Source organism: Micromonospora inositola (assembly GCF_900090285.1).
GTDB lineage: Bacteria > Actinomycetota > Actinomycetes > Mycobacteriales > Micromonosporaceae > Micromonospora > Micromonospora inositola.
Map to the genome: position 1 here is coordinate 3,610,703 of NZ_LT607754.1, position 23,577 is coordinate 3,634,279.

Here is a 23,577-nt window from a genome sequence, read left to right on the forward strand (position 1 = left end):
GCGGGCCGCCGCGCGGTCAGGCCGGGCCGAGCAGGTCCCAGGGGTTGCCGGCGAGGTCGCGGAAGACGGCCACCCGGCCGTACGGCTCGGTGCGCGGGGGCCTCACGAACTCGACGTTCGCCTCCCGCATCCGGCGGTAGGTGGCCTCGAAGTCGTCGACCTGGAGGAAGAAGCCGACCCGGCCGGCGGTCTGGTCGCCGACCGCCGCCTCCTGCCGTTCGCCGTCGGCGCGGGCCAGCAGCAGCCCGGTCCCGCCACCCGGCGGGCGGACCACCACCCAGCGCTTCGGCCGCCCGTCGTTGGTGAGCGAGGGCTTGTCCTCGGCCAGCTCGAAGCCGAGCACCTCGGTGAAGAAGGCGATGGCCGGGTCGTAGTCGGCGACGACGAGGGTGACCAGATCGATGCGCACCCGGTCAGCCTTCGAGCGTGACCAGGGTCGGCAGGTGGCGCTCGACGACCGGGAGCACGTCGGCGACGGTGATCGGGCGGCCCAGCTCGGCGGTGAGCGAGGTGGTGCCGGCGTCCCGGATGCCGCACGGGACGATCCGGTCGTAGTACGACAGGTCGCAGTCGCAGTTGATCGAGAAGCCGTGCTGGGTGACCCCGCGGGCCACCCGGATGCCGATGGCGGCGACCTTGCGGGCCGGGCCGCGATCGTCCTCGGGCACCCAGACGCCGCTGCGCCCCTCGACCCGGCCGGCGGTCAGCCCGAACTCGGCGCAGACGTCGATCAGCAGCTGCTCGGTGCGGCGCACGTAGGCGACCACGTCCACCGGGTCGGGCAGCTTGACGATCGGGTAGCCGACGAGCTGCCCCGGCCCGTGCCAGGTGATCTTGCCGCCGCGGTCCACGTCGACCACGGGGGTGCCGTCCATCGGGCGGTCCCACGGCTCGGTGCGCTTGCCGGCCGTGTAGACGCTGGGGTGCTCCAGCAGCAGCACGGTGTCGCCCTGCTCGCCGGCCACCACGGCCTCGTGCAGCCGGCGCTGCTCGTCCCAGGCGGCCTGGTAGTCGAGGAGCCCAGCCCGAACGGCCGTCAAACCGGAAGTCGTCACGCTCACTCGCCCACCCTAGCCCCGCTGACCGCCGGCGGGCTGCGTGAGCCTCGTCGCGTCAGGCCGGCGGGACCTTCCAGAGCCAGACGTCGTCGACGCGTTGCGGGGAGCCGAGGAGGGCGGTGGCGGTGCGGCGGAGGGCCTCTTCGTCGATGTCGTACTTCGCGCCGTGCACCCGGTCGGGCAGGACCACCGCCTCGACGTGCCAGTAGCGCAGGTCGGCCCGGGACTGCCGGATGCTGCCGTCGGTGATGATCGGGACGAGGCCGGTCCGTCCGGCCTGGTCCATCAGCGAGTCGAAGGTGCGCGGCACCGGCCCGATCCGGCCCCGGCCGGCCGGGCCGCCGGGGCCGAGGAAGAAGCCGGCCGGGATGCGGAACTCGCCCTGCCGGTGGGCCAGCGCGTACGCCTGCCAGCGCTGGCCGTCCGGCGTGACGTCGACGGTCAGTGGCAGCGGGGTCAGCACCCCGCCGGGGGAGACGTGCTGCTTCCAGGTGCCGGCGGTGATGAACGCCGGAATCGGCTCGCGCACGCTTGTCAGCAGCGGGGTGGGCAGCAGCGGCAGCAGCGCGGCGGCGAAGCCGAGCGCCCAGGCCAGCTCGGTGGAGCGGTGCTGGGGCGGCCGGGCCCGGAGCTGGTCGATCGTGTACGCCAGCAGCAGCCCGATCACCGGCGCCACGACCAGCGCCAGCCGGGAGGGCAGCGCCGCGTTGACCACCGGCAGGTTGTCCAGCACCTGGAACGGCAGCAGTTGGCCGGTGCGCCGGCCGTTCCACTTGGCTGTCGGCCCCCAGGAGAGCACCGCGAAGACGATCGCGGTGACCGCGAGGGCCCAGAGGGTGGCCCGGAACGCCCGGTCGGCGCGCCGCCACAGCAGGACGAAGCAGGCGACGGCGAGCAGCAGCAGCGGGATGCCGAAGAAGGAGTTCTCCTCGGTCGGGTTGGGCGCCAGCGAGGTGCCGAGCCCGGCCCACCCGGCGAGGGACCGGCGCGGGTACGACCCGTACGCGGCGATGTCCTCGGAGTGGATGAGCGGGTCGAAGCCGGTGCCGTGGAAGCGCTGCGGCCCGGCGAAGTGCAGCCAGAGCGGGTACGCCAGCAGCACCCCGGCGACCAGCGCGGTGACCCCGAGCCCGCGCAGGAAGTGCGGCAGCGCGGCGCGGACCTCGGCCCGGCGGGACGGCTGCACCGCCCAGAGGGCGAGGAAGAGGGCGAGCGCGATGGCGGTGAAGAAGAGCCCTTCGGCGGCGATCGAGAAGGCGACCGCCACCAGCACGCCGAGCAGCACCCCGCCGCGTACCGCGTTGCCGGGGCGGCGCAGCGCGAACACGCCCTGGATCAGCAGGGGCACCAGCCAGCCGGCGGTCCAGTTCAGGTGGGCGTTGGCGTGCGCCACCATGGCCGGGCAGTAGCCGATGAAGAGCCCGCCGACCGCGCCGGCCAGCCGGCTGCGCACCAGGTGCCGGCTGAGCAGCCAGTACCAGGCCAACGCGGTGGCGGCCAGGTTGAGGGTGAGGATCACCAGGAACGTCGCGGGCGGCCCGATCAGGTAGGTCAGCGGCGCGAAGACCCAGGCGTACACGGTGATCGAGGTGTTGACCGCGAGGTTCACCCCGTCCGGGACGTTGATCAGGTGGGTGAAGAGGGGGTTCTCCCCGTGGGTGAGGGAGTGTCCGCCGAAGGCCAGCAGCCATTCGAAGAGGGCCTGGTCGCTGGAGTTGACGGTGATCGCCCGGGTGCTCGGGTCGCGCCACATCCCGCTGGTCACCCAGAACGCCAGGCCCAGCGCGGCCAGCACCATGATCAGGTCGGCGCGGCGGTCCCGGGTGACGGGCGCGGACCCGGGCGACGGCTCCGTGGCCAGGGACGGGGAGGTCGGCACGCAGCGGACGTTACCAACCTGATCCGGACCCGCCGGTCAGACACGAAACCTCACTTCGCCGCGTCCGCTCCGGCCATACCCCGGCATCGACAAATGTGGTTGCCCCGGCCATGTCGGCGGAATGAAACACGGACGTAACGTCTCGGCAAATCGGGAGTGACCCAGTTCACATTTCCGCAACCGGGAGGTCGTCGTGCGCCGCTCCTCATCCCTCCGCATCCGGCTCGCCGGGGCGGCCACCGCGGTCGTGCTGGCGGCGGCCGCCGCGCTCGCCGCCGCCGTGCCCGCCCAGGCCGCCACCCTCACCCAGGTGACCGGCTTCGGCTCCAACCCCGGCAACCTGAGCATGTACGCCTACCGCCCGGACGGCCTGCCGGCCAACGCGCCCGCCGTGGTGTTGCTGCACGGCTGCACTCAGAACGCCGCCGGCTACTTCGCCAACTCGGGTTGGCAGAAGTACGCCGACCTGTGGAAGTTCGCCCTGATCGTGCCCCAGCAGTCGTCGGCCAACCAGTCGCTGAGCTGCTTCAACTGGTTCACCGAGGGGGACATCACCCGGGGCCAGGGCGAGGCGCTGTCGATCAGGCAGATGGTCGACTACGCGAGGTCAAACTACGGGCTGGACGGGAACCGGATCTACATCAGCGGACTCTCGGCCGGGGGCGCGATGACCTCGGTCATGCTCGCCACCTATCCCGACGTCTTCGCCGCCGGCTCGGTCATCGCCGGCCTGCCGTACCGCTGCTCGCCGCCGGCGTCGACCAGCACCTGCCAGTACAGCGGGGTGGACAAGACCCCGGCGGCCTGGGGCGACCTGGTCCGCGCCGCCTACTCCGGCTACTCGGGCCGGCGCCCCCGGGTGTCCATCTGGCACGGCACCTCCGACACCACCGTGGTGCCGATGAACGCCACCGAGTCCCGCGACCAGTGGACCAACGTGCTCGGCGTCTCGCAGACCCCGACCAGCACGGCGTCGCTGCCCGGCGGCACCAGCCTGGAGGTGTACGGCAACGACACGGTCCGCCTCTACCGGGTCGCCGGGATGGGGCACGGCACCCCGGTCGACCCGGGCTCGGCGACCGACCAGTGCGGCACCGCCACGTCGTACTTCCTGGACACCATCTGCTCGACGTACCGGGACGCGCTCTTCTTCGGCCTCGACGGCGGGGTCACGCCCAGCCCGACGGCCACCGCCACCCCCACCGCGAGCCCGAGCCCCACGGCGTCCCCGTCGCCGACGGCCTCCCCGGTCTGCGTCACCGCCAGCAACTACGCGCACGTGACCGCCGGCCGCGCCTACCAGTCCGGCGGCTACGCCTACGCCCTCGGCAGCAACCAGCAGATGGGGTTGTACAACACCTTCTACACCAGCACCCTCAAGCAGACCGCCCCGAACTACTGGGTCATCGGCTGCTGATACCGCCGCGCTCACTCGGTCAGCGCGGCGTGCAGGGCGGAGGGGAGGTCGGGGTGGGTGTAGTCGAAGCCGGCCTTGGTGAGGACGCCGGGCAGGACGCGGGTGCTGGTGAGGATGTCCTGGGCGAAGCCACCGAGGGCCACCTTCAGGGCCAGCGCGGGGATCGGGATGATCGCCGGGCGGTGCAGCTGGCGGGCCAGCTCCCTGGTGAACTCCGCGTTGGTGGCCGGGGCCGGGCCGACCCCGTTGACCGGGCCGGCGAGGTCGTCCCGGTCCAGCAGGAACGCTGTCGCGTCCAGCCAGTCGCGCAGCGAGATCCAGGACCACCACTGCCGACCGCTGCCCAGCCGCCCGCCGAGGCCCAGCTTGATCGGGCGCAGTTGCGGCTCGAGCATCCCGCCGTCCCGGTGCAGCGGCAGCCCGGTGCGCAGCCGCACCACGCGTACGCCGGCGTCCTCGGCCGGCCTTGTCGCGGCCTCCCAGACCCGGCAGACGTCCGCGAGGAAGCCCTCGCCCGCCGGGGCGTCCTCCTCGACCACCCGGTCGCCGGTGTCGCCGTACCAGCCGACGGCGGAGGAGTTGAGCAGCACCGAGGGCCGGTCGGGGGCGGCCAGGCCGGCGATGGTGATGGCCAGCGTGGTCGTGCTGTCCACCCGGCTGGTCCGGATCAGCTTCTTGTAGTCGTCGCTCCAGCGCTTGTCGCCGACCCCGGCGCCGGCCAGGTTGACCACCGCGTCGGCCTCGGCGACCACCGCCGGGTCGAGCTGCGCGGCCGACGGGTTCCACTGCCGCTCGTCCGGGGTGCGTGCCGGTCGCCGGACCAGTCGGGTGACCTGGTGGCCGTCCGAGGTGAGCCGGTCGACCAGCCGGGTGCCGAGGAAGCCGGACGAGCCGGCCATGAGGATCCGCATGCCCATATCTTCGGACATGGAGCACGGCTTGGATGCGTTCGGCGGATCTCCGCTCAGGTTGCTGGTACCGGTCGCAGGTCGGCGAGAAGGCGCTCCACCTCGGCGAACGCGTCCGCCGGCAGCGGGCCGAGCGCGAGGGTGGCGAAGTTCTCGTCGGCCTGGGCCATGGTGCGGCAACCCGGGATCGGCAGGGTCCGGGGGCTGCGGGCCAGCAGCCAGCCCAGCGCGCCCTGGGCGAGGGTGCGTCCGTCGGCGGTGAGCGCGTCCCGGATCTCGGCCACCCGGGCGGACCACTGCGGCGTCGGGCGGCCGTCGGTGAACCAGACCAGCCAGTCCGGGGCCGATCCGCGTACGTCGTCCGACCCGACCTTCCGCGTCGCCCCGGTGAGCAGCCCCATCGCGAGCGGACCGCGGTTGAGGCTGGCCAGGTCGAGCGCGTCGCACACCGCGAACATCTCCGGGTTGTCCTTCAGCACCGACTCGTCGTGCTGGATCGCGGCGCAGTGCGGCCCGGCCTCGGCGAACGCCCGGGCCGAGGCCGGGTTGTCGGTGCTCCAGCCGTACGCCCGGATCTTGCCCTGGGCGACCAGGCCCTCCAGGGTGTCGACCAGGTCGAGCGCGGCGGACGCCGGCAGTTCGTTGAGGTGCAGCTGGTAGAGGTCGACGTGGTCGGTGCCGAGCCGGCGCAGCGACTCCTCGAGGCTGGTCACCGCGAAGGCCGGGCTGGCGTCGGTGCCGGTCCACCGCCGGCTGGCCTCGTCGCTGCGGTTGCCGAACTTGGTGGCGATCACCGCGCGGTCGCGGCGGCCGGCGAGGGCCCGGCCGAGGACCCGCTCGCTGTGCCCGGCCCCGTAGTTGCTGGCGGTGTCGAAGAGGGTCACGCCCAGGTCGAGGGCGCGGTGGATGCTGCGGATCGACTCGTCGTCGTCCACCTCGCCCCAGCCGAACGGCTGCCCGCCGTCGCCCCAGAGCGGCCCACCGATCGCCCAGCACCCCATGCCGAGCGCGCTGACCTCGATGCCGCTGCGGCCCAGTGTCCGTGTCATCGTCATGCCGCCCAGCTTTCAACCTGGAGTGCACTCCAGGTCAAGCACTCGCATCCAGGGACATGAGCCCGCTGTTCCGCTGCCGGCGCGGCTCACCTGACCGGTCACTCGCCGGTCTGGCCGTCGATCGCCTCCCGGATGAGGTCGGCGTGGCCGAGGTGCCGGGCGTACTCGTCGATCATGTGGGTGAGCACCCAGCGCAGCGAGTGCTCCCAGCCGGTGTCGGGGGACCGGCCGACCGCCTCCAGCGGACGGTCGGCGGCGATCCGCCGGGACGTCTCGACCTCCGTCCGCCAGATCGCGAAGGTCTCCGCGCCGGTGGCGTGCTCGACGTCGTTGAAGTCCTCGTCCCGGTCGTCCGTGCGGGTGAAGAGGCTGCCCGGGAAGTTCCCGTCGAGCACTGCTTGGAAGTACCACCGCTCGACCGTGGCCAGGTGCCGGACCAGGCCGAGCAGGGAGAGGCTGGACGACGGCACCGCCCGCCGGCGCAGCTGCTCGTCGGTCAGCGCGGCGCACTTGCGTAGCAGCGCCTGGCGTTGGTAGTCGAGGAAGGCGTCCAGCAGCGTCCGCTCGTCCACCGTGGGCGACAGCTCGAAACGTTCATCGATCATTGGCGGATGCTAGGCGAGTTTGCCGCCGCCGGCCGACCCGCGCGTCGGCCGGCGGGGGATCGCCCAGCCGAGGAAGCGGGCGAAGAGCTGTCCCGGCTCGGGCCCGTCGTGTGGGTGCAGGGTGTGCAGCTGGCCGGCCGCGTCGTGCAGCAGCCCACCCAGGTAGATCAGCAGCGCGACGCGGTCGTCGGCGTACTCGCGGAGCAGGGTGAGGCGGGCGGTCGCGCACGGCCAGGGGGCGGCGCAGGCCCGGCAGAGCCAGAGCGGGCGCAACGCCACGTGCGGCGGGGCGCTCACCACCGGCCGCCGTTGGCCCGCCAGGTCTGCGCCGGGGTGAGCCCGCCGACCCGCCCGACCTGCGGGTTCGCCCGGGTCGCCTCGTCCCACCACCGGCTGTTTGGCGGCGGGCCGGGCGGCTCGGTCGGCACCGGCGCGTGCCGGTCCGGACAGGCGGTCCAGCGCAGGCCGCACGAGCACCAGCGCCGCGCGCGCCGCCAGGTCCGCCGGTGGCGGGGTCCGAGCGGGACCGGCTTCGCATTCCGGCGCACGTCAGTGCCGCCGATCGGGTACGCGGACCTGCTGGTCGCCGCGCGCCACCAGCTCGTCGACCATTGACCGCACGCTGCTCCGCCTCTCTCGTTCGTGCGGCGCCGAGGCGGGCGGGGTCGGCCGTACGTGGCCGGAGCCCGACACCCGCCCCGGGCCTGCTCACGGGCCCGCCGATGGGTCGCGGGCAGGGGGTGGCACCCGGCCGACTACCGGGGGAGTGGCCGGCCGGGTGGTCCTACGGGACGACCAGCTCCGGTTTCCAGACCTGGGAACCAGTCACAGAGAGCTTTGCACGACATGTTGTGCAAAGCAAGCCTCCAGCTTGTCCTTACTTGTACTGACAAGTTGTTCATGGTCGAATGGCGGTGCAGACCTGGGAGTGTGAATGCCCGCCAAGCCGAAGTGGGCGCAGCTCGCCGACCACATCCGCAGCCGGATCGAGTCAGGCGAGTGGGCGCCCGGAGACAAATTGCCGTCCACCGCCGAACTCAAGCAGGAGCACGGGGTCTCTCAGACCGTCGTTCGTCAGGCGATCCTCGTGCTTCAGATGCAGGGTTTGGTCGAGGGCGTCCACGGCGTCGGCGTGTTCGTCGCCGAGCGGGCCGACAGCTGAGGCGGCGGCAGCTCGTGCTGCCGCCGCCCGTTGCGTACCGGCTACCGCTGGTGCCCCACGGCGCCGCCCCGGACCACCGGGCCCACCCCGATGACGACCGGTCGGGCGCCCAGGCACTGGGGTGCGAAGTGCGCCACGATGTAGTCCCACGCCGCCTTCGCCTCGTCGAAGGTGAACGTCGGCTCGCCGTCGAGGTAGATGCTCCCGATCGTGCGGGGGATCAGGTACCACTTCCGCCACCAGGTGTTGGTCTTCGGCGAGAACATGATCCGGTCCACGCCGTCGGTGTGGCACAGGCCGAAGGTGTGGCCCAGCTCGTGGATCGGCACGTACTTCCAGATCTGGTCCGGCGTGTTGTCGATGAAGGTGGCGCCGGAGGTCTTCTTGCCGTCCAGCCCGCAGGCGCTCTCGTGCAGGTTGTTGGCCAACCCGCGCAGGGTGTCGGTGTAGCGGAAGACCCCGACGGCCACCGGGTGACAGAGGTCGGCCGTCGCCGCGTCCGGTTCGCTGGACTTGTCGTGCCGGCCGATCACCTGCGTCAGGAACCCGGTCAGCGCGTCGTGCGTGCCGAACTGGTCGTACCCCTTGTGGACGATGTGGCCGGGGTCGGTGACCTCGCGGGTCTCCCGGTCGAAGTCCAGCATCAGCGCGAGCTCGCGCCCCTTCTCGCGGGCCGTGGAGACCTTGGTGTCCAGCACGCCGTCCCGCATCGGCAGCACGATGAACGCGGGCCCCTGCGCGCCGCGTGAGCTGAGGTAGGTGTCCAGTTCGTCGGCGGAGATCGGGTTGTCGAACTCGCCGCCACCACCGCCACCCAGGACGGTCCCCTTCTTCAGGGTCTTGTACCGCTTGCGGTTCCAGAACCCCTCGTGGAACTCGAAGCCGCAGAGCTCCCGCAGGTTGATCGCGCCCTGCTCGTGCAGCACGACCAGGTTGGGCACGGTCGGTTCGCGCAGCGACGGGGTCTCCGAGTCCAGCGTCGTCCGGTACGCGGTGCCGTGCAGCCGCAGACCGAACGCGCCGTGGTCGAGGCGGATCGCCGCCTTGATCTCGGTCAGCGTGTCACCGGAGTACTTCGCCTCGAGCAGTCCGCGCACGTAGCGGCGCAACCGCTCCCGGTTGATCTCCTCGATGATGTAGTCGATCGTGTCGCCCAGGAACACGATGCGAGCCAGCCGGATGATCCCCAGCACCAGGCCGATCACCGCCCGCAGCAGCCCGTCGAGGATCCGCCGCCAGTCGAGCGTGACGATGCCGACGACCACGTCCCAGAGCCCGGCCGCGATGTCGATCACCGCCTCGACGACCACCCCGACGAGCTTGCACACCGTACGGACCACCCACTTGCCGACCTTGACGATCACCCAGCGGACGACCTTCACGAAGTACGTGACGAACCAGCAGACCCAGCCCCGCGGGTCGTACCACGGGTAGTCCTTGCATTTCTTCTCCTGCCGTTCCTCCCACTCCTCGACGGGCTTGGAGACCTCCTCCTCGACCCATTCGGTGATTTCGGTGCAGACGAGTGGCATGGGAGATCCCCCCTCCGAGTCAGGAGACCGCGCGCAGCGCGCGCAGTCGATGCAGCAGGCGCCGACGGCTCCAGGACAGCCCGAGGAGTTTGCCGGCGACCGCCGCCGCGAGGCAGCCGAGCCCGGCTGCGGCGACGGCCCGGCCGCCGCTCGGTCCGATCATGAGGACGCCGGCCACGGCGGTGACGAGGGCCAACGCTCCCCAGTCGCAGCCGCAGTCGTTGAACAGGCGGCGGATGGTCGCTGCCGTACGCTCGCGCTCCGTCGCGTCGAGCCCGGGCAGCGTGACGGTGACCCGGTCGAGGTGGGGACGCCGGAGCAACGAGACCAGCGCCTCCGCCCGATCGAGACCCGCGCGATCAGCGATCTCGATGTGCATGACGGTGTCACCTTCCAACTGACACCCTGACTGTGAGCGTGGTCGATCGCCAGGTCAACGATCTTTCAGCTACCCGACTGTCGCTGCCTCGCCAGCGGTGCGATCAGAGCTGCGCCAGCCGGGGGAGCAGTGGTCCGAGCTGGTCGACGGCGTTCTCGCGTACGACGAAGCGGGTGATGCCCCAGCGGCGCCGGTGTTCCGCGACCGCCGCGATGATCTCGTCCGCCGTGCCGATCAGGACGAACGGGGTGGCCAGCACCTCGGCGACGGTCAGCCCGGTGTCGGCGGCGGTCTCTGCGGCGGCCGCCTCGGCGTCGTCGGTCACCGTCACCTGCTGGACCAGGGCCTCCAACGCGGGCGGCTCGGCCCGGCCGGCGGCCCCGGTGGCCACGTGCGCGAGCTGCGCGTCGATCTGGTCGGCCCGCCAGCGCACGTCGTGGGCGTGGCCGTCGGCGAGGGTACGGCCGAAGCCGGTCAGGCCAACCACGTCGGCGTGCGCGCCGGCCCAGCGCAGCAGGGTCGAGTTCGCCGTACCCATGGTGAGGGGGACCCGGTCCTGGACGGGCCGCAGCTCGGTGAGCCGGGCCGCGCGGGCGACCAGCTCCGGGGTGTCCACGGTGACCTCCGCGCCGGCCAGCAGGTCCCGGACGGCCTCGGCGACGGCCACGCAGCGGCGTACCCGGGCGGCGACGTCGGGCCGCTCGCGGCCGACGGCCCGCCACTCGGCGGGGGTGTGGCCCGCGCCGAGGCCGAGCCGGGCCCGGCCGCCGGAGACCACGTCCAGGGTGGCCACGTCGGTGGCGAGCAGGATCGGCTCCCGGACGCCGGCGTTGGAGACGTACGAGCCGAGGCCGAGCGTCGAGGTCACCGCCGCCGCGGCCGCCAGCGAGACGAACGGCGACGCGCCGTGGCCGGGGTGGTCCGAGGCCAGCAGTGCGTCGAAGCCGGCGGCCTCGACCCGGCGGGCCAGGTCGAGCCAGCTCGCGGCGTCGGCGGGACGGGCCTGAACGGAGAAGATCACCACGAGCCAAGCATGCAGTGCGGTGCCGGGGTCGACCAGCCGGGCGCGATCGATTCTGCCAGCGGCAGAGCGGCCGACCGGCGGCGTCGGCACCGCGGGTTGGCAGCTCGGGCGGACTGAGGACCGTTTGCGGGCAGGGTGGCCGGGTACCGCCCGCAGGGCCGGTGCGAGAGGACGGTACGCGATGAAGCGGGATCGGATTGGTGACGTGGTCGTCGGCGCGATCGGCGACGTGGCGGGCGCGGTGGTCGATCCCCGGCGGGGGTTCAGCCAGGTGCGGTCGGCGGTCTCCGGCAAGACCGCCGCGATGGTGCTGGCCGGTCTGGCCGCCGGTTTCCTGATCGCCCGCGGACTCCGCCGCGGCTGATCGGGTTTGCCGCCCCTGCGCGCGGGTAGCCGCGACGCGCCGCGGGCGCAGCCGTGGTGTCCGGCTGTGCCTGTTCTCGGGGGGCGTGACGTGCAGGAGATCGTAGGCGAGAGCGTGGCCCGGCGACTGGTGGCGTGGGGGGTCGACACCGTCTTCGGCCTGCCCGGTGACGGCATCAACGGCCTGATGGAGGGCTTCCGGCGGCAGCGCGAGAAGCTCAGGTTCGTACTGGTGCACCATGAGGAGGCGGCCGCTTTCATGGCCACCGGCTACGCCAAGGCCACCGGGCGGCTCGGCGTGTGTGCCGCCACCTCCGGCCCGGGCGCCATCCACCTGCTCAACGGGCTGTACGACGCCAAGCTCGACCACGTCCCGGTGCTGGCCATCACCGGCATGCAGGAGACGTCGGTGCTCGGCTCGCACTACCAGCAGGAGGTGCACACCGACCTGCTCTACCAGGACGTCGCGGAGGCCTACAACCTGATGGTCACCAACCCGCAGCAGGTGCCCGGGGTGGTCGACATCGCCATCCGCCACGCCCTGGCCAAGCGGACGGTCGCGCACCTGACCCTCCCCAACGACGTGCAGGTCGCCGCCGCCGGGGAGGACCCGTACCGGCATGTCAGCCCGGGCGAACCGCCGATGAGCAGCCCCATCGTGTCGCGGCCGCCGCTGCCGGCCGCCCAGGCCGAGCTGGCCCGCGCGGCGGAGGTGCTCAACGCCGGCAGGAAGGTCGCCATGCTGGTCGGCGTCGGCGCCCGCGGCGCGCGGGACGAGGTGCTCGCGCTGGCGGAGGCGCTGGCCAGCCCCATCGTCAAGACGCTGCCCGGCAAGCTGGTGGTGCCGGACGACCACCCGCTCACCACCGGCGGCATCGGCCTGCTCGGCACGAAGCCGAGCGAGGAGTTGATGGAGGAGTGCGACACCCTGCTGATGGTGGGCACCTCCTTCCCGTACGGGAAGTACCTGCCCTCGCCCGGGCAGGCGCGGGTGGTCCAGATCGACATCGATCCGAGTCTGATCGGGCTGCGGCTGCCCGTCGACGCGGCGGTCACCGCTGATGCCCGGCTGGCCTTGCAGCAGCTGCTGCCGATGCTCCAGGCCCGCACCGACCGGTCCTTCCTGACCAGGTACCAGCAGGCGCGGGACGTGTGGCGCGCGGACATGGCCGCGTTGGAGGACCCCGACCGCGACCCGATCGCCCCGCAGTACCTGATGAGCTGCCTCGACCGGGCCGCCACCTCGGACGCCATCCTGACCTGCGACTCCGGCACCATCGCCACCTGGGCCGCCCGGCACTGGACCATCCGCGGCGGCCGGGAGTTCTACCTCTCGGGCAACCTCGCCACGATGGCGCCCGGCCTGCCGTACGCGGTCGCCATGCAGCACGCGTACCCGGGCCGGCAGGTCATCGCGTTCGTCGGTGACGGCGGGTTCGCCATGCTGATGGCCGAGTTCCTCACCGCCGTGCGGCACGAGCTGCCGATCAAGGTGATCGTCAACAACAACAACTCGTACGGCCAGATCCTCTGGGAGCAGATCGTTCTCGGCTACCCCGAGTACGCCGTGCGGCACCGGCAGCCGGAGGCGGACTTCGCCGCCTGGGCGCGGGCGTGCGGCGGGTACGGCGCGAAGGTCACCGACCCGAAGGCGCTGCCCGGGGCGATCCGGGAGGCCCTCGCGCACCCCGGCCCGGCGCTGGTCGACTGTGACGTCAACCCGAACGAGCCGCCGATGCCCGGCAAGGTCAAGTACGACCAGGCGAAGTACTTCACCGAGGCGTTCCTGCGCGGGCAGCCGCACAAGGCGGCCACCCTGGCGACCGTGGCCCGCGACAAGATCAACGAGCTGCGGTCATGAGCCGGCGCCCCAGCGGCACGGCACGGACGGCGGCTCCGACCATCAGCCCGGTCGCCCTGCCCGAGCCCGTCCTGCGCCCGCCCGAGCCGGCCGAGGGCACCGACCTGGCCGCGCTCGCCGCGGACCTGCGGGCCGAGGTGGATGGCGAGGTGCGCTTCGACGCCGGCTCTCGGGCGGCGTACGCCACCGGTGGCTCCAACTACCGCGAGGTGCCGCTCGGCCTGGTGGTGCCACGTACCGTCGAGGCGGCGGTGGCCGCCGTCGCCACCTGCCGCCGGCACGGGGCGCCGGTGCTCTCCCGGGGAGGCGGCACCAGCCTGGGTGGGCAGGTCACCAACGTGGCGGTGATCATCGACTGGTCGAAGTACTGCACCAGGTTGCTGGAGGTCGACCGGGAGGCGCGTACCTGCCTGGTCGAGCCGGGCATCGTGCTCGACACGCTCAACGAACTGCTGGCACCGGAGGGACTGGAGTTCGTCCCACGGCCGTCCACCCACAGCCAATGCACCGTCGGCGGGATGATCGGCAACAACTCGTGTGGATCGAGCGCGCAGCGCGGTGGCAAGGTGGTCGACAACATCGTCGACCTGGAGGTGCTGCTCTACGACGGCACCCGGATGTGGGTCGGCGAGACCACCGAGGAGCGGTACGCCGAGATCCAGCAGCGCGGTGGCCGCCAGGCCGAGATCTACCGCCAGTTGCGGACGCTGCGGGACGAGTATCGGGCGGAGATCCGCGCCCGCTATCCGGACATCCCGCGCCGGGTGTCCGGCTACAACCTGGACAGCCTGCTGCCGGAGAAGAACTTCCACGTGGCGCAGGCGCTGATCGGTTCCGAGGCCACCCTCGTCACCGTGCTGCGGGCGCGGCTGAAGCTGCTGCCGGTGATCCGGGCCAAGTCGCTCGTGTTCCTGTCCTACCCGGACATCGCCGCCGCGGCCGACGACGTACCCCGGATCCTGCCGTACGACCCGGTCGCGATCGAGGGCATCGACGACAAACTGATCAACTTCGAGAAGCGCAAGCACCTGCATCCGGAGGCCCTGCACAAGCTGCCGGAGCGCGGCGCCTGGCTGATGGTGCAGATGGGCGGCGACACGATCGAGGAGGCGAACGCCGCCGTCGAGCGGATGGTGATCGCGCTGCGCGGCGACGGCGCCCCCGGCGTGCGCCGGTTCGACGACGAGGCCGACGAGGAGCAGATGTGGCTGGTGCGCGAGTCCGGGCTCGGTGCCACCGCGCGTGTACCGGATGAGCCGGACACCTGGGAGGGCTGGGAGGACTCGGCGGTCGCCCCGGACCGGCTGGGCGACTACCTGCGGGACCTGGACCGCCTGTTCCGGGAGTACGACTTCGATCAGGCCGCACTCTACGGCCACTTCGGGCAGGGCTGCGTACACACCAGGATCCCGTTCCGGCTGACGACCGCGGACGGGGTACGCCAGTTCCGCTCGTTCGTGGAGCGGGCCGCAGACCTGGTGCTGTCCTACGGTGGCTCCTTCTCAGGCGAGCACGGCGACGGGCAGGCCCGCGGCGAACTGTTGGTGAAGATGTTCGGCGACCGGCTGATCCGCGCGTTCGGGCAGTTCAAGGCGATCTTCGACCCGGACGACCGGATGAATCCGGGCAAGAAGGTCGCCCCCTACCCGCTGGACAGCCACCTCCGACTCGGCGTCGACTACAACCACGGCGAGGTGGAAACCCGGTTCCGCTACCCCGACGACTCCGGCAGCTTCAGTCGGGCCGTGCTGCGCTGCGTCGGGGTCGGCGACTGCCGGCGGCAGCACGGCGGGGTGATGTGCCCGTCCTACATGGTCACCCGCGAGGAGGAGCACTCCACCCGGGGGCGTGCGCGGCTGCTCTTCGAGATGCTCGACGGGACCGCGCGGGGCGGCACAATCGCCGACGGCTGGCGCTCCACGGCCGTGCGCGACGCCCTCGACCTCTGCCTGGCGTGCAAGGGCTGCAAAGCCGACTGCCCGGTCAACGTGGACATGGCGACGTACAAGGCGGAGTTCCTGTCCCACCACTACGCCGGCCGGCTGCGTCCCCGCGCCCACTACTCCATGGGGTGGCTGCCGGTCGCGGCCGCCGTTGCCGGGTTTGCGCCCCGGGTGGTCAACGCGTTGATCCAGGCCCCCGGGTTGGGTCGGCTCGTCAAGCTGGTCGGCGGCATCGACCAGCGCCGGAAGGTGCCGGCCTTCGCGCCGGAATCCTTCCAGCGGTGGTTCTCCCGGCGGACCCCCGGCGGCGACGGCTCGCGCGGCGAGGTGCTGCTCTGGCCGGACACCTTCACCAACCACTTCCACCCCGGCGTCGCCCAGGCGGCGGTCGAGGTGCTGGAGGCGGCGGGCTGGCGGGTGCGGGTGCCGGAGCAGCCGGTCTGCTGCGGGCTGACCTGGATCTCCACCGGGCAGCTCGGCGTGGCGAAGAAGGTCCTGCGGCGGACGGTGGAGGTGCTCCGACCCCACCTGCGCGCCGGCACCCGGGTGGTGGGCCTGGAACCCTCCTGCGCGGCGGTGTTCCGCAGCGACGCTGTCGAGCTCTTCCCGGACGACGAGGACGTCGCCCGGCTGCGGGAGCAGACGGTCACCCTGGCCGAACTGCTGCACGACCACACCCCGGGCTGGCGGCCGCCCCGGCTGCCCGCGCACGCGCTGATCCAGACCCACTGCCACCAGCACGCCATCCTCGGCACCTCCGCCGACCAGGCGGTGCTCACCGACGCCGGGGTCCGGGCGGACTTCCTCGACTCCGGCTGTTGCGGGCTGGCCGGCAACTTCGGCTTCGAGCAGGGGCACTACGAGGTCTCCGAGGCCTGCGCCGAGCGGGTGCTGCTGCCCGCCGTACGGGACGCCGCCGACACCGACGTGATCCTGGCCGACGGCTTCAGCTGCCGTACCCAGGTCGAACAGAGCGCCTCCGGCGGCCGAACGGCCATCCACCTCGCCGAGCTGCTCCGCGCCGGCCTGCACGGTGGTGGAGTGCCGCCCCGGCCGGAGCGCCGGTGGGTCGAGCGGCCGGCCGGGCCGTCCCCGGCGGCCCGTCTGCTCGCCGTCGGGGCGCTCGGCCTGGCCGCGCTCGCCCCGGTGGTCGCGCTCGCCGTGCGAGTTCGCAGGGCGCGGTGACGGACGGTGCGGCTGACCGCGGCGGCGTACCGGGTGCCCACCGACGCGCCCGAGGGCGACGGCACCGTCGCCTGGACCAGCACCACCCTCGTGCTGGTCCAGGCCGAGACCGACGGGCACACCGGGATCGGCTGGACGTACGGGCCGGCCGCGGTGGTCCCGGTCGTGGCCGAGCAGCTCGCGCCGGTGGTGGCCGAGCTCGACCCGGACGACGTTCCGGCGATCTGGTCGGTCATGCAGCGGACGTTGCGGAACACCGGACGGCCGGGGGTCGCCGGGCTGGCGCTCTCCGCGGCTGACTGCGCGGTCTGGGACCTCAAGGCCCGCCGGCACGGGTTACCACTGGCCCGCCTGCTGGGCACCGCCCGCCGCCACGTCCCGGTGTACGGCAGCGGCGGGTTCACCACCTACGACGCGGAGCGTCAGGACCGCCAGTTGTCCGGTTGGGTGCACGACGAGGGAATTCCCCGCGTGAAGATCAAGATTGGCGAGTCGTCGGGGACCGAGGTGTCCCGCGACCTGGCCCGGATGGGCGCCGCCCGGCACAGCATCGGTGACGACGCCGAGCTGTACGTCGACGCGAACGGCGCCTACCAGCGCAAGCAGGCGATCCGGGTGGCCCACGCCGCGCGCGACCTCGACGTGCGCTGGTACGAGGAGCCGGTCAGCTCCGACGACCTGGCCGGCCTCGGACTGGTTCGCGACCACGTCCTGCCCGACGTGGCCGCCGGCGAGTACGGCTTCGACCTGGTCTACTTCCACCGGATGGCCCCGTACGTCGACTGCCTGCAGATCGACGTGACCCGGTGCGGCGGGATCAGCGAGTTCCTCCGGGCGGCCGCGGTGGCCGCCGCGGCCGGGCTGGAGGTCTCCGCACACTGCGCCCCGCATCAGCACCTGCCGGTCGCCGCCGCGGTGCCGAACCTGCGGCACGTCGAATGGTTCCACGATCACGTGCGAATCGAGTCGATGCTGTTCGACGGAGCGCTGCCGGCCACGGGTGGTGCCGCCGCGGTCCCCCTGGACCGGCCGGGCAACGGCCTCGACCTGCGGACGGTCGAGGCGGAGACCTATCGGGTGGGCTGAATCGGCGGGCGAAAGGGGCGGTGCGATGGACCCGACGACCGCGGTGCCGGTGTGGCACACCAGCGCGCTCGCGCGGGTGCTCTGGGGTGGCACGCTGACCCTGGCGCCGCGCCGGGTGCTGGGGGCGCTCGGCCGGCCGAGCGGGCTCGCGGTGGCGACGCTGCGGGTGCTCGGCGTACGCCATCTGGTCCAGGCGGCGGTGACCCTGCGCCGGCCGACCCCGGTGGTGCTCACCGGCGGCGCGGCGGCGGATGCGCTGCACGCGGTGAGCGCGGTGGCGCTCGCCGCCGTTGACCGGCGGCAGCGCCGCATCGCCCTGCTCGACACCGCCATCGCCGCCGGCTGGATGGTGCTGGATCTCCGCGCGGCCCGCCGCCCCCGGCGCTGATCGCCGACCGTGGCTGATCCGGGGCGGGGCACACCTGTCTGGGCGGTCCGGACTACCTCATCCCGCGCGGGGTACAGCCGGATAGGACGGAGCACACCGGGAGGGATGACATGGGCCGCAAGCGACAGGACACGCGGGTGGCGGTGGTCACGGGCGCCAGCGCCGGGGTGGGGCGGGCCACCGCCCAGCTGCTCGCCCGGCGGGGCATCGCCATCGCTCTGCTGGCCCGCGGACGCACCGGGCTCGACGCCGTGGCCGACGAGGTACGCGCGGCCGGCAGCCGGGCCCTGCCCGTCGAGACGGACATGGCCGACTACGAGCAGGTGGTCGCCGCCGGGCAGCGCATCAACGCCGAACTGGGACCGATCGATCTGTGGATCAACGATGCCTTCAGCTCGGTCTTCGCCCCGTTCCAGGAGATTCGGCCGGAGGAGTTCCGGCGTACGACGGAGGTCAGCTATCTCGGTTACGTGCACGGCACCCGGGTCGCGCTGTCGCACATGACGCCGCGCGACCGGGGGACCATCGTGCAGGTCGGGTCGGCCCTGGCGTACCGAGGGATCCCGCTGCAGACCGCCTACTGCGGGGCGAAGCACGCCGTTGTCGGGTTCACCGAGTCGTTGCGCTGCGAGCTGCTGCACGACAAGAGCAACGTCAAGGTGACCATGGTGCACCTGCCCGCGGTCAACACCCCGCAGTTCGACTGGTTGCTGTCCCGGCTGCCCCGGCACGCCCAGCCGGTGCCGCCGATCTACGACCCGATCGTCGCGGCCCGGGCGATCGTGGCCGCCGCCGACCGCCCCGGGCGGCGGGAGTACTGGGTGGGCGCGCCCACCGCGCTGACCATCCTCGCCAATCGGCTGGTCCCCGGTCTGCTCGACCGGTACCTGGCCCGGACCGGATACAACTCCCAGCAGACTCCCCAGCCGGCCGACCCGAACCGACCGAGCAACCTCTGGCGCCCGGCGGACGGCCCGGACGGCCCGGACTTTGGAACTCGGGGTGACTTCACCAACCGGTCGCACGGCCACAGCTCGCAGGCCTGGCTGTCCCGGCACCGACTGGTGACCGCGGCAGGTCTGACCGGGGCGGCCGTGGGCGTCCTGGCCTGGCGCCGGCACTGACCACCGCCCCAGGGTCACCCCGCCTGGCTGTGGACGGCCTCCAGGCGGGCCAGGTCGTCGGCGGTGAGGCGCAGCGCGCCTGCCGCCACGTTCTGCGCGAGGTGGTCCGGGTTGCCGGTGCCCGGGATGGCCAGCACGTTCGGCCCGCGGTGCAGCGTCCAGGCCAGCCGGAGCTGGGCCGGGGTCACCCCGTGCTCCCGGGCGACGGCCCGCACCTCGTCGTGCTCGGCGCCGCTCGCGCCGGCCTCGCGGCCGCTGGTGGCGAGGGAGAAGAACGGCACGAACGCGATGCCCTGCGCCGCGCAGTCCCGCAGGAGCTGGTCCTGGCTCGCGCGGTAGCCGAGGCCGTACGAGTTCTGCACGCAGACCACCGGCGCGACGGCCTGCGCCTCGGCGAGCTGGTGCGGGCGGATGGCGGAGACGCCGAGGTGGCGGATCAGCCCGGCGTCGCGCAGCTCGGCGAGCGCGCCGAAGTGCTCCGCGAGGGGCTCCGGGCCGTACACCCGGAGGTTGACCACGTCCAGGTGGTCCCGGCCGAGCTGGCGGAGGTTCTCCTCGACCTGGCCGCGCAACTGGTCCGGCCGGGCCATCGGCAGCCACTCGCCGGACGGATCCTTGCTCGGCCCGACCTTGGTGACGATCACGAGGTCGTCCGGGTACGGGGCCAGCGCCCGGTTGATCAGCTCGTTGGCCGACCGCAGCGACGAGAAGTAGAACGCGGCGGTGTCGATGTGGTTGACGCCCAGCTCGACCGCCCGGCGCAGGACGGTGATCGCCCGGTCCCGGTCGCTCGGGCCGCCGTCGGCGTCGGCGGTCAGCCGCATCGCGCCGAAGCCGATCCGGTTGACCGTCCGGTCGCCCAGGCGCCAGGTGCCCGCCGCCGCGGCGGTGATCGTGTCGGTGGTCATCGTCTCTCCGTCCCCCTCAGATCCACGGTCGGCGTCCCCAGGTCGGGCAGCGGGACGCCGAGCAGTTCCACGCTGTCGCCCGCCTCCCGGTTCACCGCGTTGAGCGCGGCGACCAGTTTCTTCTCCTCGTAGGTGAAGTGCGACTCCAGCAGCGCGGCGAGGCCGTCCAGCTCGGCGCGGACCGCCGGGCCGGCGGCCGGGCCGGCCGTCAGGTCCCCGATCCGGCGCAGGATGCCCGCTACCACCTTGTGGTCCTCCGCCAGTTCGGCGAGGACCGGGCGCAGCGCCGGCTCCCGTTCGGCGAGGACCCGGAACGCGCCGCCGTCCTCCCCGCCGTGGTGCCGGGTGAGTGCCGCGCAGAAACCCAGGCAGTGGGCGCGCAGGTCCGGGGACGACCGGAGGTCGGCGGCGGGGGAGTCGAGGCTCGTACGGAGCCGGGCCAGCTCCTCGCGGAGCCAGAGATGGATTTCGACCAACTGGTTGCCGAGGGCGGTCAGCCGCCCGTTCGGCTCGTGGGATGGGTGCACATGGTCCCCTGCTGTCCCGCGCCTCCATGCCCACGGCGGTCTCCTTGCCGGGCGCACCGCGACGCTCCGGCGAGTCTACGGGGACGAAGTCAGGTCGACGGCTCCCCGGGCTCCGGCCCGTGCCACCGGGCCCGGTAGGCGGCCTCCGTCGCCTCGTGGGTGGTCCGTTCCTGGACGACGACCTCGTGCAGGGCGTCCCGGGCATCGCCCATGATCAGCACCTCCAGCGCCACCAACCCGACGCAGACGGCGGTCAGCAGACTGAGGGCGGCCAGGCCCGGCAGCCGTTCGCCGACCGGGATGCACGCTCCGAGCAGCAGCACCGTGCCCACCCGGAGCCAGGTGACCGTGTGCAGGGTGCGGAGCTGGAACAGCATGTTGCCGCAGAGGTAGCAGATCACCCCGCCGAAAAGCAGCGGCACGTCGGCACCGTGCGCGCGGTCGGCCAGCGGGATGTGCGGATCGGCGATCTCGTGCACGATCCCCTCGGCGCCCAGGGCGAACAGGATGATCCCGGCGATCATCGGCAGGTAGAGGTACGCGTAGGCGTCCCGGGCCATCGACACCCGGGGGCCGCCCTGCGCCGCGTGCAGGGCGATCCGGGCGGCCGGTCCCACCCAGTCGTAGTGCACCCACCACAGGGCTGCGGTGAAGAAGATGCCGAGGATGGCGGCCGTCACCGCCGGCCAGGTCGGCGGCTGGCCGAGCAGGTTGCTGCCCACGCCGACGGAGATGACCGACTCGCCCAGCGCGATGATGAGGATCAGGTCGTACCGCTCGGTCCAGTGCTCGGCGGAGATGACGTTCCAGCCCCAGGTGCCCGCGATCAAACCGGTGGAATACTGCAGCAGCACCACGGTCGCCCACAGCCCGTCCCGGATCAGGGCGGCCCGGCCGGGGTCCTGGACCTGCGCCGGGATCAGCGCGGCGGCGAGCAGCAGGAGGGTGCTCAGCACCAACTCCGGGGCGAACCGGCGCAGCTGCCGGCGCTCGTTCGGGCTGTCCCATACGACATGCAGGTAGAGGGCCAGGTGCACGAAGCGGATGATCACGTAGCTGACCGCTGCCACCATCGGCCCGGCGGCGTTCTCGCCGGGGTCGCGGAAGGCCTGGGGAAGTGCCAGCGCGAAGGTGAACAGGGCGGCCATCCCGAGGGTCATCAGCGCCGGGACGAACCCCTCACCGAGCCGGACCCGGGTGGCGACCACGCTGTGCACCACCCAGGACCACCAGAGCACGGCGAGCACCAGCAGCGCGTGCAGCAGGTTCGTGCCGTTGACGTCCACGGCGGTGGCCCGGGTGATGATGAAGAACGAGAAGACGAAGACCAGGTCGAAGAAGACCTCGAACCGGTCCACCCGGGCGCCTGGGGCGACCGCGATGGCCGGGCCCAACCACCCGCGCCGCCGTTTGCCCCCCACCGGTCGAGTCTCGCAGCGCCCGGCCGGCTCCGGTTCCGAATCGCTCAGCCGCTCCGCTGCCGCAGGCCGTCCATCAGCAGGTTGAGCAGGCGGCCGGCCTGCTCGCGCTGGCCGGGCTCGCCGGCGACCAGGGAGACCCCGCTCAGGCCGGCCAGCACGTCGGCGGGGGCGACGTCGGCCCGGACCCGGCCCGCCGCAGCCCCCGCCTCTAGCAGCTGACCCAGGGCCGCCAGGAGCCGGTCCCGGCTGTGCGCGTACGGGTTGGCGCCGGAGGCGATGACCAGCCGGAGCGCGTCCGCCATGCCCCGCTTGGTGGAGAGGTAGTCGATGAAACGGTCCATCCAGGCACGTACCGCCCGGTCCGGCGGCAGGCTGGCCAGCAGCTCCGGCGCGGCGTCGCAGAGCTTGGCCAGCTCGTTGCGGTAGGCCGCCTCGACCAGGGCCTCCCGGGTGGGGAAGTGCCGGTAGAGGGTGCCGATGCCGACCCCGGCCTCCCGGGCGATCGAGTCGAGCGTTACCTCCGGCCCGGCGTGGGAAAACGCGCGTACCGCGGCGTCCAGCAGCCGCTGCCGGTTGCGCAGCGCGTCGGCGCGCAGCGGTCGGGGGCCGGTGTCGGGCACGTCTCCTCCTCGGGGCGACCGGCCGGGGCGCGGTCGGATTGGCAAGCGGAGGAACCTCCGGTTAGTCTCGACTGTAACGGAGGATCCTCCGATTCTCATCGTAGCGGCCGGACCGGGCGTCCGCGTCGCCACCGACAAGGATGATCATGACCACCAGCACACCCGTCACCACGCCGTACTCCCGGGAGACCACCGCCATGGAGGTGGTGCGCGGCATCGACCTCACCGGGCGCCGGGCCGTCGTCACCGGCGGCGCGTCCGGGATCGGCGTGGAGACCGCCCGCGCGCTCGCCGCCGCCGGGGCCGACGTCACGCTCGCCGTACGCAACGTCGACGCCGGTCAGCAGGCCGCCACCGACATCACCGGCACCACCGGCAACGACCGGATCCTGGTGGCCCAGCTGGACCTGGCCGACCTGTCGTCGGTGGCCGCCTTCGTCCGGACCTGGGACGGGCCGCTGCACATCCTGGTCAACAACGCGGGCATCATGGCCTCGCCCGAGATGCGCACCCCGCAGGGCTGGGAGATGCAGTTCGCCACCAACCACCTGGGCCACTTCGCCCTGGCCACCGGGCTGCGCCCGGCCCTGGCCGCGGCCGACGGGGCCCGCGTCGTCTCGGTCAGCTCGGCCGCCCACCTGCGCTCGCCGGTGGTCTTCGAGGACATCCACTTCCGGCAGCGGCCCTACGACCCGTGGGAGGCGTACGGGCAGTCCAAGACGGCGAACGTGCTCTTCGCCGTCGAGGTCAGCCGGCGCTGGGCCGACGACGGGATCCTCAGCAACGCGCTGATGCCGGGCGCGATCCGGACCAACCTCCAGCGCTACATCAGCGACGAGGACCTCGCCCGGCTGCGCGCCGAGAGCGGGGGCGGGACGACGCCCAGTTGGAAAAACACCGAACAGGGCGCGGCCACCTCGGTGCTGGTCGCCACCTCGCCGCTGCTCGACGGCGTCGGCGGGCGGTACTTCGAGGACGTCCAGGAGGCCGGGCCGAACCAGCCCGGCACCCGCATCGGGTACGCCCCGTACGCCCGCGACCCGGAGGCCGCCGAACGGCTCTGGCAGGTCTCCGAGGAACACCTGCGCGCCTGACCGACCCGGGAACGGCGAAGGCGCCCCGGTCGAGGTGA

The 23,577-nt window shown here is 72.7% G+C and carries 24 protein-coding genes; 9 read left to right on the forward strand and 15 right to left on the reverse strand.

Annotated elements, in window-relative coordinates:
* Positions 1 to 16: 16 nt before the first annotated feature.
* Genes GA0070613_RS17330 through GA0070613_RS17340 form a run of 3 tightly spaced genes read right to left on the reverse strand, consistent with a single transcriptional unit; the run spans position 17 to position 2,937 of the window.
* Positions 17 to 409 (reverse strand): VOC family protein, encoded by a 393-nt coding sequence (locus tag GA0070613_RS17330; RefSeq protein WP_089013253.1) that lies wholly within the window; start codon positions 407 to 409, stop codon positions 17 to 19.
* Between the two features lie 4 nt (positions 410 to 413).
* The gene (gene lipB, locus GA0070613_RS17335) at positions 414 to 1,061 is read right to left on the reverse strand and encodes a lipoyl(octanoyl) transferase LipB (protein ID WP_089013254.1); all 648 of its coding nucleotides are present in this window, start codon (positions 1,059 to 1,061) and stop codon (positions 414 to 416) included.
* Positions 1,062 to 1,113: 52 nt separating this feature from the next.
* Entirely contained in the window at positions 1,114 to 2,937 is a 1,824-nt protein-coding gene (locus GA0070613_RS17340; RefSeq protein WP_089013255.1) for a DUF2079 domain-containing protein, read from the reverse strand.
* A 193-nt stretch (positions 2,938 to 3,130) separates the two neighbouring features.
* Between GA0070613_RS17340 and GA0070613_RS17345 the strand changes: the two genes are divergently transcribed.
* Positions 3,131 to 4,354, forward strand: a complete 1,224-nt coding sequence (locus GA0070613_RS17345) for an extracellular catalytic domain type 1 short-chain-length polyhydroxyalkanoate depolymerase (RefSeq protein WP_089013256.1) — start codon at positions 3,131 to 3,133, stop codon at positions 4,352 to 4,354.
* Positions 4,355 to 4,365: 11 nt separating this feature from the next.
* On the opposite strand, the gene GA0070613_RS17350 is transcribed toward GA0070613_RS17345, so the two are convergent.
* The 5 genes from GA0070613_RS17350 to GA0070613_RS33975 all read right to left on the reverse strand — a co-directional run bounded on the left by GA0070613_RS17350 (position 4,366) and on the right by GA0070613_RS33975 (position 7,350).
* A complete protein-coding gene (locus GA0070613_RS17350; protein WP_089016009.1) occupies positions 4,366 to 5,265 on the reverse strand; it encodes a TIGR01777 family oxidoreductase in 900 nt (299 codons plus the stop codon).
* A 53-nt stretch (positions 5,266 to 5,318) separates the two neighbouring features.
* Complete coding sequence (locus GA0070613_RS17355; protein WP_089013257.1) at positions 5,319 to 6,317, reverse strand: aldo/keto reductase; 999 nt, start codon at positions 6,315 to 6,317, stop codon at positions 5,319 to 5,321.
* A 98-nt stretch (positions 6,318 to 6,415) separates the two neighbouring features.
* The gene (locus GA0070613_RS17360; RefSeq protein WP_089013258.1) at positions 6,416 to 6,922 is read right to left on the reverse strand and encodes a DinB family protein; all 507 of its coding nucleotides are present in this window, start codon (positions 6,920 to 6,922) and stop codon (positions 6,416 to 6,418) included.
* A 9-nt stretch (positions 6,923 to 6,931) separates the two neighbouring features.
* Positions 6,932 to 7,219, reverse strand: a complete 288-nt coding sequence (locus GA0070613_RS17365; protein WP_089016010.1) for a hypothetical protein — start codon at positions 7,217 to 7,219, stop codon at positions 6,932 to 6,934.
* The gene (locus GA0070613_RS33975) at positions 7,216 to 7,350 is read right to left on the reverse strand and encodes a hypothetical protein (RefSeq protein WP_269458997.1); all 135 of its coding nucleotides are present in this window, start codon (positions 7,348 to 7,350) and stop codon (positions 7,216 to 7,218) included. The genes GA0070613_RS17365 and GA0070613_RS33975 overlap by 4 nt, the downstream gene beginning before the upstream one ends.
* A 506-nt stretch (positions 7,351 to 7,856) precedes the next feature.
* Here GA0070613_RS33975 and GA0070613_RS17375 point away from each other — a divergent pair.
* Positions 7,857 to 8,084, forward strand: a complete 228-nt coding sequence (locus tag GA0070613_RS17375) for a GntR family transcriptional regulator (protein ID WP_089013260.1) — start codon at positions 7,857 to 7,859, stop codon at positions 8,082 to 8,084.
* Positions 8,085 to 8,125: 41 nt separating this feature from the next.
* Here GA0070613_RS17375 and GA0070613_RS17380 read toward each other — a convergent pair whose 3' ends face one another.
* The 3 genes from GA0070613_RS17380 to GA0070613_RS17390 all read right to left on the reverse strand — a co-directional run bounded on the left by GA0070613_RS17380 (position 8,126) and on the right by GA0070613_RS17390 (position 11,019).
* Entirely contained in the window at positions 8,126 to 9,616 is a 1,491-nt protein-coding gene (locus tag GA0070613_RS17380) for a hypothetical protein (RefSeq protein ID WP_089013261.1), read from the reverse strand.
* A gap of 19 nt (positions 9,617 to 9,635) precedes the next feature.
* Positions 9,636 to 9,995, reverse strand: a complete 360-nt coding sequence (locus tag GA0070613_RS17385; RefSeq protein ID WP_089013262.1) for a hypothetical protein — start codon at positions 9,993 to 9,995, stop codon at positions 9,636 to 9,638.
* Positions 9,996 to 10,098: 103 nt separating this feature from the next.
* A complete protein-coding gene (locus tag GA0070613_RS17390; RefSeq protein WP_089013263.1) occupies positions 10,099 to 11,019 on the reverse strand; it encodes an LLM class flavin-dependent oxidoreductase in 921 nt (306 codons plus the stop codon).
* Positions 11,020 to 11,200: 181 nt separating this feature from the next.
* Between GA0070613_RS17390 and GA0070613_RS17395 the strand changes: the two genes are divergently transcribed.
* The 6 genes from GA0070613_RS17395 (at position 11,201) to GA0070613_RS17420 (ending at position 18,969) form a co-directional block, all read left to right on the forward strand.
* Positions 11,201 to 11,383 (forward strand): hypothetical protein, encoded by a 183-nt coding sequence (locus GA0070613_RS17395; protein ID WP_089013264.1) that lies wholly within the window; start codon positions 11,201 to 11,203, stop codon positions 11,381 to 11,383.
* A 90-nt stretch (positions 11,384 to 11,473) separates the two neighbouring features.
* Positions 11,474 to 13,243 (forward strand): thiamine pyrophosphate-dependent enzyme, encoded by a 1,770-nt coding sequence (locus tag GA0070613_RS17400; protein ID WP_089013265.1) that lies wholly within the window; start codon positions 11,474 to 11,476, stop codon positions 13,241 to 13,243.
* A 41-nt stretch (positions 13,244 to 13,284) separates the two neighbouring features.
* Entirely contained in the window at positions 13,285 to 16,371 is a 3,087-nt protein-coding gene (locus tag GA0070613_RS17405; protein WP_089016011.1) for an FAD-binding and (Fe-S)-binding domain-containing protein, read from the forward strand.
* Positions 16,372 to 16,377: 6 nt separating this feature from the next.
* Positions 16,378 to 17,457: an enolase C-terminal domain-like protein gene (locus tag GA0070613_RS17410; RefSeq protein WP_089013266.1), complete on the forward strand. Its 1,080-nt coding sequence runs from the start codon at positions 16,378 to 16,380 to the stop codon at positions 17,455 to 17,457.
* A 25-nt stretch (positions 17,458 to 17,482) separates the two neighbouring features.
* Positions 17,483 to 17,845 (forward strand): hypothetical protein, encoded by a 363-nt coding sequence (locus GA0070613_RS17415; protein WP_231929252.1) that lies wholly within the window; start codon positions 17,483 to 17,485, stop codon positions 17,843 to 17,845.
* A 110-nt stretch (positions 17,846 to 17,955) separates the two neighbouring features.
* A complete protein-coding gene (locus GA0070613_RS17420; protein WP_089013267.1) occupies positions 17,956 to 18,969 on the forward strand; it encodes an SDR family oxidoreductase in 1,014 nt (337 codons plus the stop codon).
* 14 nt (positions 18,970 to 18,983) lie between these two features.
* Here the strand turns inward: GA0070613_RS17420 and GA0070613_RS17425 are convergent, their stop codons facing one another.
* From GA0070613_RS17425 to GA0070613_RS17440, 4 genes are all read right to left on the reverse strand, one after another.
* The gene (locus GA0070613_RS17425) at positions 18,984 to 19,877 is read right to left on the reverse strand and encodes an oxidoreductase (protein WP_089013268.1); all 894 of its coding nucleotides are present in this window, start codon (positions 19,875 to 19,877) and stop codon (positions 18,984 to 18,986) included.
* Entirely contained in the window at positions 19,874 to 20,404 is a 531-nt protein-coding gene (locus GA0070613_RS17430) for a hemerythrin domain-containing protein (protein ID WP_197698920.1), read from the reverse strand. Before GA0070613_RS17430 ends, GA0070613_RS17425 begins: the two co-directional genes overlap by 4 nt.
* An 89-nt stretch (positions 20,405 to 20,493) precedes the next feature.
* Complete coding sequence (locus tag GA0070613_RS17435; protein ID WP_089013269.1) at positions 20,494 to 21,825, reverse strand: low temperature requirement protein A; 1,332 nt, start codon at positions 21,823 to 21,825, stop codon at positions 20,494 to 20,496.
* A gap of 44 nt (positions 21,826 to 21,869) precedes the next feature.
* A complete protein-coding gene (locus tag GA0070613_RS17440; protein ID WP_197698921.1) occupies positions 21,870 to 22,445 on the reverse strand; it encodes a TetR/AcrR family transcriptional regulator in 576 nt (191 codons plus the stop codon).
* Positions 22,446 to 22,591: 146 nt separating this feature from the next.
* Between GA0070613_RS17440 and GA0070613_RS17445 the strand changes: the two genes are divergently transcribed.
* On the forward strand, positions 22,592 to 23,539 hold the full coding sequence (locus GA0070613_RS17445) for an SDR family NAD(P)-dependent oxidoreductase (RefSeq protein ID WP_089013271.1): 948 nt from the start codon (positions 22,592 to 22,594) through the stop codon (positions 23,537 to 23,539).
* Positions 23,540 to 23,577: the final 38 nt, after the last annotated feature.